This is a genomic window from uncultured Chloroflexus sp. (assembly GCF_937129525.1).
Classification (GTDB): domain Bacteria; phylum Chloroflexota; class Chloroflexia; order Chloroflexales; family Chloroflexaceae; genus Chloroflexus.
The window spans coordinates 1-9,756 of the sequence record NZ_CAKZNK010000036.1; the positions used below are offsets into that span (position 1 = coordinate 1).

Annotated in this window: 9 protein-coding genes; 4 read left to right on the plus strand and 5 right to left on the minus strand. The window is 60.8% G+C overall.

What is annotated here, in order from left to right; translation table 11 throughout:
* Positions 1 to 403: 403 nt before the first annotated feature.
* Positions 404 to 877, plus strand: coding sequence for an NUDIX domain-containing protein (locus tag Q0650_RS03375; protein ID WP_298815920.1), 474 nt, complete (start codon positions 404 to 406; stop codon positions 875 to 877).
* A gap of 18 nt (positions 878 to 895) precedes the next feature.
* On the opposite strand, the gene dprA is transcribed toward Q0650_RS03375, so the two are convergent.
* Positions 896 to 1,981 (minus strand): DNA-processing protein DprA, encoded by a 1,086-nt coding sequence (gene dprA, locus Q0650_RS03380; protein WP_298815922.1) that lies wholly within the window; start codon positions 1,979 to 1,981, stop codon positions 896 to 898.
* Positions 1,982 to 2,142: 161 nt separating this feature from the next.
* Here dprA and Q0650_RS03385 point away from each other — a divergent pair, with 161 nt between their 5' ends.
* Positions 2,143 to 2,427 (plus strand): DUF427 domain-containing protein, encoded by a 285-nt coding sequence (locus Q0650_RS03385; protein ID WP_298815924.1) that lies wholly within the window; start codon positions 2,143 to 2,145, stop codon positions 2,425 to 2,427.
* A 9-nt stretch (positions 2,428 to 2,436) separates the two neighbouring features.
* On the opposite strand, the gene secF is transcribed toward Q0650_RS03385, so the two are convergent.
* The 4 genes from secF to Q0650_RS03405 all read right to left on the minus strand — a co-directional run bounded on the left by secF (position 2,437) and on the right by Q0650_RS03405 (position 6,635).
* Positions 2,437 to 3,438, minus strand: a complete 1,002-nt coding sequence (gene secF / locus Q0650_RS03390) for a protein translocase subunit SecF (RefSeq protein ID WP_298815926.1) — start codon at positions 3,436 to 3,438, stop codon at positions 2,437 to 2,439.
* Positions 3,439 to 3,489: 51 nt separating this feature from the next.
* Entirely contained in the window at positions 3,490 to 4,881 is a 1,392-nt protein-coding gene (secD, locus tag Q0650_RS03395) for a protein translocase subunit SecD (RefSeq protein ID WP_298815927.1), read from the minus strand.
* Between the two features lie 130 nt (positions 4,882 to 5,011).
* On the minus strand, positions 5,012 to 5,710 hold the full coding sequence (locus Q0650_RS03400) for a thioredoxin domain-containing protein (protein ID WP_298815928.1): 699 nt from the start codon (positions 5,708 to 5,710) through the stop codon (positions 5,012 to 5,014).
* 133 nt (positions 5,711 to 5,843) lie between these two features.
* Positions 5,844 to 6,635 carry a YceI family protein gene (locus Q0650_RS03405; protein WP_298815930.1) on the minus strand — a complete coding sequence of 264 codons (792 nt, stop codon included), beginning with the start codon at positions 6,633 to 6,635 and terminating at the stop codon, positions 5,844 to 5,846.
* Positions 6,636 to 6,836: 201 nt separating this feature from the next.
* On the opposite strand from Q0650_RS03405, the gene Q0650_RS03410 reads away from it, so the two are divergent.
* On the plus strand, positions 6,837 to 7,322 hold the full coding sequence (locus tag Q0650_RS03410) for a DoxX family membrane protein (protein WP_298815932.1): 486 nt from the start codon (positions 6,837 to 6,839) through the stop codon (positions 7,320 to 7,322).
* 185 nt (positions 7,323 to 7,507) lie between these two features.
* On the plus strand, positions 7,508 to 9,756 hold a 2,249-nt coding region (locus Q0650_RS03415; RefSeq protein ID WP_298815933.1), incomplete at its 3' end, for a CHAT domain-containing protein.

The window sequence follows — 9,756 nt, forward strand, 5'->3', positions numbered from 1 at the left end:
GGTATTGACGACGATGATGGCGGCGTGACGACGATGATGGCGGCGTGACGACGATGATGGCGGCGTGACGACGATGATGGCGGCGTGACGACGATGACGGCGGCGTGACGACGATGATGGCGGCGTGACGACGATGACGGCGGCGTGACGACGATGATGGCGGCGGTGGGAACGATGGCGTTATCGTCGTCGTAGGGGCGAATAATTATTCGCCCCTACGACGACGACGACGATGATGATGATGACGACGATATATATGCATATATGCAATGCCCCACCATCATGCCCGTGCCGGGATCGGTATTGATGGCGACGGTGGTGGTGTGGGGCAAATGATGATTCGCCCCCCACCCAGTGCAATGATGTTATAATGGCCGACAACTTGAGAAAAGGAGTTAGTGCCATGACCGTGAAATACACACGCTGGCTGCGCAGCTACGTTGGGCATCAACGCATCTTGCAGGTGCGGGCGAGCGGGTTTGTCCGCAATGAGGCGGGACAGATACTCCTGTGTCGGCGGGCCGATGTGATGCTCTGGGACGTGCCGGGTGGCACGATCGGTCTCGATGAGTCACCGGCGCGGGCGCTGGTGCGCGAAGTGCATGAAGAGACCGGCCTGATTTTAGAGCCGTATAAACTCATCGGTATCTACAGCGGCCCCGATTTTGCCTGGAGTTATCCGAACGGCGATCAGTCACAGATTCTGGCCATCTTCTTTGCGGCGCGGGTGACCGGTGGCGAGTTGCAACAGGCCGGGCACGAGAATGTAAACGTCGGCTTTTTCGATCCCAATCGGTTGCCTCCCTTGCTCAGCCGCACCCGCCGCATGCTGGCAGACGCTTTTGCCAATCGGGCCGAAGCAACGTTCGATTTCTGACCACCGCATCCGATCGCTTCACCTCCCTCGCGCATAGTAGAGCGGCGCAACCTGCCGCACCAACCCCTTCAATTCCAGCAACGCCAGCGCCGCAGCCGTAGCCGCCGCCGACTGACCGGCGGCGCGACCGATCACGTCAATGTGCTGTGGCTCGGCCTCAACTGCGCGGTAAATCGCTTCCTCTTCAGGGGTGAGCGCCAGCTCAAGCGGCGATTCACCCGCATCACTGTTGCCGGTAAGGTCAAGCGCAGCCAGCACATCGCTCGCCGTTGTGATAACCGCTGCGCCGTCACGGATCAGGCGGTGCGGCCCAACGCTCAGCGGATTAAAGATCGATCCCGGCACTGCCATCACGTCGCGGCCCTGATCGAGCGCAAACTGAACGGTGATCAGCGCTCCGCTGTGCTCGCCGGCTTCCACCACGATTGTTGCCAGACTCAATCCGGCGATGATGCGGTTACGCGGTGGAAAGTTGAGCGGGGCCGGTGGGGTACCCAGGGGGTAGTCGCTGACCAGCGCGCCGGCAGCAGTGATGCGTTGGGCAAGCGCCTTATTCCGTTCCGGATAGATTCGATCAACTCCGCTGGCCAGCACGGCTATCGTGCGTCCACCCGCTTCGAGCGCAGCAGTGTGCGCAATCGTATCGATTCCCAACGCCAATCCGCTCACGATGGTCATGCCGGCAGCCGCCAGATCGCGGGCCAACTGGCGCGTCACTTCTCGCCCATACGGACTGGGGTGGCGAGTGCCAACAATGGCGACCGCTCGCTGATCGGCTGGCGTGATCGCGCCGCGCAGATAAAGAAGTGGCGGCGGGGTCGGAGTCATGCGGAGCAGGGGTGGGTAGCTCGGGTCGGTGATCGGGATCGGGATAACATCCGCAGCGCGTAGACGAGCTAGCTCGGCGTGAAGGTCGAGCGTTTGGCGCGCCGCTTTCAGGCTGGCGATGCTGCGCGCGTCAAGGCCGGCAGCGATCATCGCGGTGTCGCTCGCGTGCCACGCCGCTGCGACCGATCCGCAGCGCTCGATGAGGCGGCCCAGGCGGAGCGGGCCGATGCCGGGAACCAAATTGAAGCCGATGTAATAGCGGATCGTATCGTCCATACTCTACCGGCGCAACGGCGAGAACACGATTTGTTGCTGCTATAAAGTAAACCGCAGTTGACCGGCAAAAGTTGCGCGAATTGAGGCATCATGATCATGACCGGTATGCATGGTTGTCGGTCATTCACCTTTACTCTACATAATATAAAGGAGGAAACTCTATGCCGCGCGCGATCTGGAACGGGGCGGTGATTGCCGAGAGCGACGCCACCATTGTTGTGGAAGGCAACCACTATTTCCCACCCGACTCGGTCAGGCGGGAATATTTGCGCGACAGCCAGACACACACCGTCTGTTCCTGGAAGGGAACAGCCAGCTACTACGATGTCGTGGTGAACGGATCGGTAAACCGCGATGCTGCGTGGTATTACCCCACGCCAAAAGATGCGGCCAGACAGATTGCCGGCTATATCGCGTTTTGGCGTGGGGTAAAAGTCGAGCCGTGATCGGCGCGATCAGACTGCGGTGGCTGCCTCGTCGCGGCGGCCACGGCCAAACCAGGAGCGCCACTCCCGATGCTCCCATACGACGAGCAACTGCGCCGCGTTGAAGATGGAGGAGTAGGTGCCGCTGATCAGACCGATCAAGAGCATGAGCACGAAATTGCGAATGGTATCGCCGCCAAACAGGAGCAGCGCCGTCAAGGTGAAGAAGGTTGTCAACTGGGTGTTGATCGAGCGGGGCAGCGTCTGCACAAGACTGTGATTCACAACGTCGTCAAACGTTTCGGCGGGATGGCGGTTTAGCAGATTCTCGCGAATCCGGTCGAAGACCACAATGGTGTCGTGTACCGAAAAGCTTAACGTCGTCAGCAGCGCAGTCAGGAAGAGCGCATCAACCTCTAGCCCGATAGTAACGCCAAGGATGGCGGCGATACCGAGCACGACCAGCACATCGTGCAGCATCGAGATGAGCGCGCAGACACCGTAGCGCACCGGATGCGGCGCTTTGCGAAAGGCCCATGTCAGGTAGAGCAAGATAACCAGCGACGCGCCAAGCACGGCGATGATGGCGCTGCGGGTCGATTCGGCGCTCACGGTAGGGCCAACACTCTCGAGACGCTCGCGGGTTACCACGCCAAACGCGCTGTTCAATGCCGCCATCACAGCTTCGATCTCGGCATTGGGATCAGACTCGCTGAGTGGTCGCGTTCGCGCCAGCGCTGCCGCGATCTGGCGCCCGTCTATCACAGTGGGGCTGAGCTGCACCTGGGCATTCTCGAACCCGGCAGTGGCAAACGCCTGGGCAATGCGGTCAGTGGTGAGCGATTCGGGCGTGGTTTCTGGAAAGCGCAACTCCCATAACGCGCCGCCGGCAAAGTCGATGCTCGGTCGCAACCCGATCGCGAAGCGACCGGTCGTGACCAGCGGATGCAGCAAGAGCATGTAAAGACCGGGCAGAATAATCAGGAGAGAAAAGGCAAACCACCAATAGCGACGGCGGACGAGATGTTCCATAGCGACGTTACTCCAGCTCTCTCGATGTCAATCAGCTTCCCAGACCGCCATTTACGACGCTGCGGTCGCAGCCGGTGGCGGTGTTTCGCGGCGATCCACGCCAAACCACCAGGCCCGCTCATCGCTGAATAGCGGCAGTGCCAGCCGCAAGAAGGTGCGGGTCACAATCACTGCGGTAAACAGGCTTAACACGATACCAAGACCGAGCGTTAGCGCAAAGCCTTTGATCAGGCTAACGCCAAAACTGTTACCGAACATGAAGAGCACGATACTGGTGATCAAGGTTGACACGCTCGAATCGCGAATAGCCGGCCACGACTCGACGAAGCCCAATTCCAGCGCATTGCGGATCGAACGCCCGCGACGATACTCTTCGCGCAGGCGGGCAAAGATAAGCACATTGGCATCAACCGCCAGCCCAATCGAGAGGATGAAACCGGCGATGCCCGGCAATGTCAGCGTTACCGGAATGAGGCGATAGATAGCGAAGCTGATGGCGGTGTAGATCAACAGCGCAATGGTGGCAATCAGGCCGGGGCCGCGATAGAAGAGTGTCATGAAGAGGGCGACCACGACCAGGCCGATGATCCCGGCCCTGATACTGGCCGCAACACTCTCCTGGCCGAGCGTAGCGGTTACGGTGCGGCTTGTCTCGATCACGAGCGGCACCGGCAGCGCGCCGTACTTGAGCTTGTTGAAGATCTGGTCGCGCTCGGCGTTTGTTGTCACTTCAATGACACCTGAACCATCGGTCAAGGCGGCATTGATGACCGGACAACTTACCACCACATTATCGAGCACGATACACATCGGACGACCGACATTTGCCGCGGTAAACGAAGCCAGGCGTTGGGCCGATTGACCGCGGAACGCAAACGCGACTGCCGGTCGGCTACCCAGCGTGCCACCCTGCGAGAAGGTCGGCTGGACGGCGCTGGTATCGAGGTCGGCGCCATCGGTGATGCTCTGGTAGATTGGGCCAAGGCTATTGACATCGGTAACGGTTTCGCTCTCCAGCAACTGGGGCGGATTGGGGCTGCTAGAGGTGCGCACAATCGCGCCTTCGGCAAGGTACTGGCCCTGCGAATCGATAAACTCAAGCCGACCCGTGCCGCGCAGCGTCTCGATAGCCTGCTCAGGATTAGCCACGCCGGGCAGTTCAACAATAATCCGGTCATTGCCGGCTCGCTGCACGACCGTTTCACCCACCCCCAGCGCATTCACCCGTTGCTCAATCACGCCAGCGGCAGTGGCAATCTCCTCGGCAGTTGCGTTGGGGTCTGCCGAGCGCAACAACACTTGAATGCCACCCTGCAAATCAAGACCGAGGCGCGCGCTGACATCGCGACCGAGGAAGTTGTTATTGGGCGCGAAATTGATCGCCAGCGCCAGGCCGAGCGTCACAATAATCAGGATTAACGCAAAGAGATCACGATTTTGCACGGCAACAGCGCTCCTCACTCATATCGAAAAAGCCGGCCCATTATAGGCCGGCGGCGGCAGCGCGTCAAGACTGCCGCCCGGAGTAATCTGGCGCAACCTGAACGCCGATTACCGCCTGACACGGGTCTCATCAGCGACCGGCAGCGCGCAGAGCGGCATCGACGGCGGTAAACAGGCGGTTCGAGTCGACGATCTGACCGTTGACACTGAACGACGGCGTCGCCTGCACGCCGAGCGCCGTGGCTGCCTCGGCTGCGGCCAGGATTGCCTCGCGGTGCGTGCCGGCTTGCATGCACGCATCGAACGCTGCCCGGTCGATACCGATAATTCCAGCATAGCCACTAAAGGTATTGAGCGGCGAACTCAATTGCGCCCAAAGGCTTTGATTGGCGAAGATCTGATCGTGCATCTCCCAGAACTTGTCCTGATCGCCAGCGCAGCGGGCAGCTTCAGCCGCCGCCACTGCATTGGGGTGAATGTTGGTCAACGGCAGTTCGTGATAGATGAATTGCACCTTGCCGGTATTGATGTAGTCGCGCTCGAGGATCGGCGCCAGATTGCGCGAAAAGAAGGCGCAGCCCGGGCATTGAAAATCTTCAAACGCGATCACCTTGACCGGCGCATCGGGGTTGCCTTTGTAGTAAAACCCTTCCTCGGTGCGCCCAACCGGCGCCGTTGGCGCTTTCACTTCAGTGGTATTGCGGGTGAGCACAATGACCAGCGCCGTGACGGCAACGACCAACACCGCCCCGACCGCAATGTACAGATAGAGTAAATTGTTTTGTTTCGCCGCCTTGACGCGACGGCCACGGGTGCTTTGCGCGCTCATTGCAATCTCCTGACCTTTCGCTACCAAAACTCGCGTCATTATAGCATATGAGGATGAAACAATTCCGCCTGTCGGCAACCCTGTTGCCGGCTAACAGGCTCTGCGCGCGGTCAGGCTGCCATCGCTACGCGATTTACCCGACCAGCGTCGCCACAAACTCCAGCTCAAGCCGAACCTCATCGGCGACGGTATCCACCGATGGCGAATCGGGAATGATCAGGTTGAAGTCGCGATACAGCACGGTCGTTCGGGCAACCCCGCTGATTTCGGTCTGGCTCACCGGAGTCACCGTAACCGTAAACGTGACTGGCCGGGTGACATCGGTAATCGTCAAATCACCCTCAATCGTGAACTCAAACGGCGTGCCGATAGTGACCGTCTCAGGCAAACCGGAAATCACCCGCGGGGTGAATGTTATCAGCTCGAACTGGTTGGTGCGGAGGATGGCATTTTTTATCGCGCGATTGCGCAGTTCGTTGTCAGTTGTCAGGGTGCGAGCGTTGATCTGGATTACGCCAACCTGAGCCGCCGAGGGCAGCGCCGGGTTGAGCGCGATCTGACCTGCCACCTGATTGGTGACGCCAACAACCGTAATCGGTTGACCGCGCAACACTTCATCGATCAAGAAGCGCGCTTCCGAGCGACTCTGATCGATCTCGAACAGTTGTAACGCCGGTGGCTCGGCGGTTGCAATTGTGGTTGGTTGAGCAGGGTCGGTTGTCGGCGCGGGGGCCGCGGTGACGTTCTGCGCCGGAGACGCCGTCGGCGCAGCGGTTGCTACAGGCGCTGTCGTCGGCAAAGCCAGTGGAACTGCTTCAAGCGGGCCACTCGCCGCTTCCGGCGGTCGAAAGACGTAGAAGAGCAGGCCGGCTACGGCCAGCGCGGCAATGAGAGCGATGATCAGCGTAGCTTGTCGCATTGTCATAAGTGTTTGATACCTCATCACGTTCAGAATGGTTTCCCGTAAGGCATGATACCGGATCGGCAATGACTGATGCCGTTTTCTCATCAAATATTTAGATTCATGCTCTGACATATAAACACAATTTTTGTCAAAAAGTGATATACTCGTGAGAGATGCGAGATGCCATTTCAATTGATAAGACCGGCATTCAGGAGGTATGCGATGGACACGTCTACCAGGCTCCAGCTTCGGCGGGCGGCTCGAATTGGCCTTGTTATTCTGCGCTACGCCTTTGGCGCTACGTTTGCCTATGGCGCATACCACAAGATCACGCGCGGCTGGATGACGACAGACGTTATGCGCCAGCATTTCGAGCAGCGGCTGACAGAGATCGATCCCAACAGTTTCAGCGCAGCCTACCTGCGCCATTTTGCGATTCCGTTCTACCGACCGATCGCCTGGATTTTGACCATTGGACAGGTCATTGTGGCCATCAGCATGTTGACCGGCAAGGGGGTGCGGCAGAGCGCGGCGCTGGCTCTGTTCTTGCTGGTGAATATCAGCGCAGGTTCGTACTTTAACGCCAGCATGCCGCCGTACCTGATTACTGCGGCGCTCTTGATGCTTGATAAGGGTGAGGGTCGGCTGGCATGGCCGACGGCGCCCGCTCGATCTGATGTGAGCGCAGCCAGGAATGTGGCAGATTGAGCGAGAGTTTCCGTGGCGACGTTGCGTTGCAACGTCGCCACGGTTATGGTAAAATCTAGCATATCATTGCGTCAATCTATCAAGCCCTGCCGCGTATGCGCACAGCCACCCTTATCTTCGAACTCGTTGCGGATCGGATCGGTCACCTCACCGCGAGGATGTGGCTCGAAGGTGGTAACTCGACGGTGGATCGCGGTCCGTTTCCCCTGAACCATACGGTAGACTCGGCGGCGACTGAAGACTTCAACCCCTTTACCCATCCAGACATTGCCGCGGCCTATCGCGAGCTGCGGGCCGCGGCACTCAACCGCGCCGACGCTCTGCGTCTGCTGATCGTGGCGCCTGACCGTCTGCACGCCCTGCGCTGGGAGCAACTCAGCGATCCGGTTGACGGCAAACCGCTCGCTCTGGCCAATCAGGTCTGGGTGAGCCGCTACCTCAGATCCGACGATATTACGCCGCTGGAGCCGCGTCCACGCGGGGCGATGCGCGCTATCGTGGCGGTGGCTGCGCCGACGGACGCTGAACGCTGGAGTCTGCCCCCCATCGATGGCGCGGCTGAATTACAGCGGGCGCGTGAGGCGCTGACCAGGATTGACATCAAGACAGAGGTGGTGACCGCAGAGTGGGATGCCATTAGCGCGGGTCTGCGGCAGGGTTACGATCTGTTGTACCTGGTTGCCCACGGTCGCCTGATCGATGGCGAACCGTGGTTGTACCTGACCGATACCGCCGGACGGGTTGCCCGGCGTAACGGCGCCGATCTGGTCGAATTGCTGGCCACGCTGCCGGCTGATACCCGGCCGCGGCTGGTCGCGCTGGTCAGTTGCGCGGGCGCCGGTGATGATCGCCATTCGCCGCTGGTTGCGCTGGGTCCGCGCCTGGCGCGCGCCGGCGTTCCCGCAGTGCTGGCTGCCTACGGCAATCTCACCGTAGACACGGCAGCCCGCTTTCTGCCGGTCTTCTTTGACAGCCTGCAGCGCGACGGTCAGGTGGATTACGCCGTTCAGCAGGCGCGCCTGGCGGCTGATCAGGCCGGGCGCCCGGACTGGGGGGCCTTCACGCTCTTTTGCCGCCTGCGTGATGGCCGTCTCTGGTTGACCGCAAGCGAGCGCGCCGCTGTCGGCGCGCCGCCATTTCTGGTGCCGTACCGAAGCAACCACCTCTTCCGTGGGCGCGAGGAAGAGCTAGAAAGTCTGGCCAATATCCTGCTTAAGGGCAGCTCTGACGGCGCTCCTGCGGTGGTTGCGCCGGTGGTGAGCGGCACCGGCGGGATCGGGAAGACTCAACTGGCAGTCGAGTTTGTCCATCGCTACCACAAACACTTTCCGGGCGGGGTCTTCTGGCTCGATATGTCCGATCCAGACGGCGTGAAGCTTCAGGTCGCCAGGTGCGGCGAGCCGGACGGCCTCAACCTGCCTGGCTTCAGCAGCCTATCACTCGATGAGAAGGTAGCGGCGGTCAGGCGCGCCTGGCAAGAGTCGGTCCTCCGCCTGCTCGTGTTCGACAACCTCGAAGATCCGGCGCTGCTGAAAGAGTGGCGTCCGGTCACCGGCGGCGCGCGGGTGCTGGTCACCAGTCGCAAAACTAACTGGCGCGCCACGACGGGCGTGAGAATAGTCCCGCTCGCGCCGTTGCCCCGCATGGAAAGCCGGTATCTCCTCCTGTCGCCACGCGCCCAGGCGCAGGGCACATCGGTCGATGACATCCTGGCCGATGCAGCCACGAAACAGGCAGCCGATGCGATTTGCGATCTGGTCGGCGATCTGCCGCTGGCGCTGGCGCTGGCGGGAGCCTACCTGGAGGAGATATACAACCTGCCGCTCATCGTGTATCAACAGCGACTGGAGCAGACCCTGCTCGACGACCCCTCGCTGAGTAATGCGCTGGCTCGCGATGCCGAGCTTCCGACCGGCTACCCGCGCGGCGTGGCCGCCGCCATCGAGCTGAGCTACCAGCATCTGCGCGCAGACGCGGCGCAGAACGCCCTTCGCCTGTTCCACAGCCTGGCCTGGCTGGCGCCGGAACCGATCCCCCAGCCATTGGTGAACGCGCTGGCCGGTGGCGACACGACCGATCTGCAGCAGATTGAGGCGACTGATAAAGCGATCAACCGACTCCTGGCGGTTGGGTTGCTAGAACGAACCAAAGATGGCGCGCAGATGCACCGGTTGCTGGCCGCCTACGGTCGGCGCCGCGATCCAGACCCGGACGGGCATTTCGCGGCGGCGATCGAGGCAACGCTGACTGCGCTGGAACAAATCGACCTCGACCGCGCCCCGCAAGACGGCGCGCCGTACCGTGCCCATCTGCTGGCCCTCTGTCAGCAGGAGAAGCAGAACGACCGGTTGAATCCGCAGACTGCTACACGTCTCCTCGACCAGACCGGGTATTTGCTGTATGCGCAGGGCGACTACGCCGCCGCCCGCCCGCT

Excerpts from the sequence above, each read along its gene's own strand:
- Q0650_RS03375 (WP_298815920.1), top strand. The coding sequence starts at position 404 with ATGACCGTGAAATACACACGCTGGCTGCGCAGCTACGTTGGGCATCAA.
- dprA (WP_298815922.1), bottom strand. The coding sequence starts at position 1,981 with ATGGACGATACGATCCGCTATTACATCGGCTTCAATTTGGTTCCCGGC.
- Q0650_RS03385 (WP_298815924.1), top strand. The coding sequence starts at position 2,143 with ATGCCGCGCGCGATCTGGAACGGGGCGGTGATTGCCGAGAGCGACGCC.
- secF (WP_298815926.1), bottom strand. The coding sequence starts at position 3,438 with ATGGAACATCTCGTCCGCCGTCGCTATTGGTGGTTTGCCTTTTCTCTC.
- Q0650_RS03400 (WP_298815928.1), bottom strand. The coding sequence starts at position 5,710 with ATGAGCGCGCAAAGCACCCGTGGCCGTCGCGTCAAGGCGGCGAAACAA.
- Q0650_RS03405 (WP_298815930.1), bottom strand. The coding sequence starts at position 6,635 with ATGACAATGCGACAAGCTACGCTGATCATCGCTCTCATTGCCGCGCTG.
- Q0650_RS03410 (WP_298815932.1), top strand. The coding sequence starts at position 6,837 with ATGGACACGTCTACCAGGCTCCAGCTTCGGCGGGCGGCTCGAATTGGC.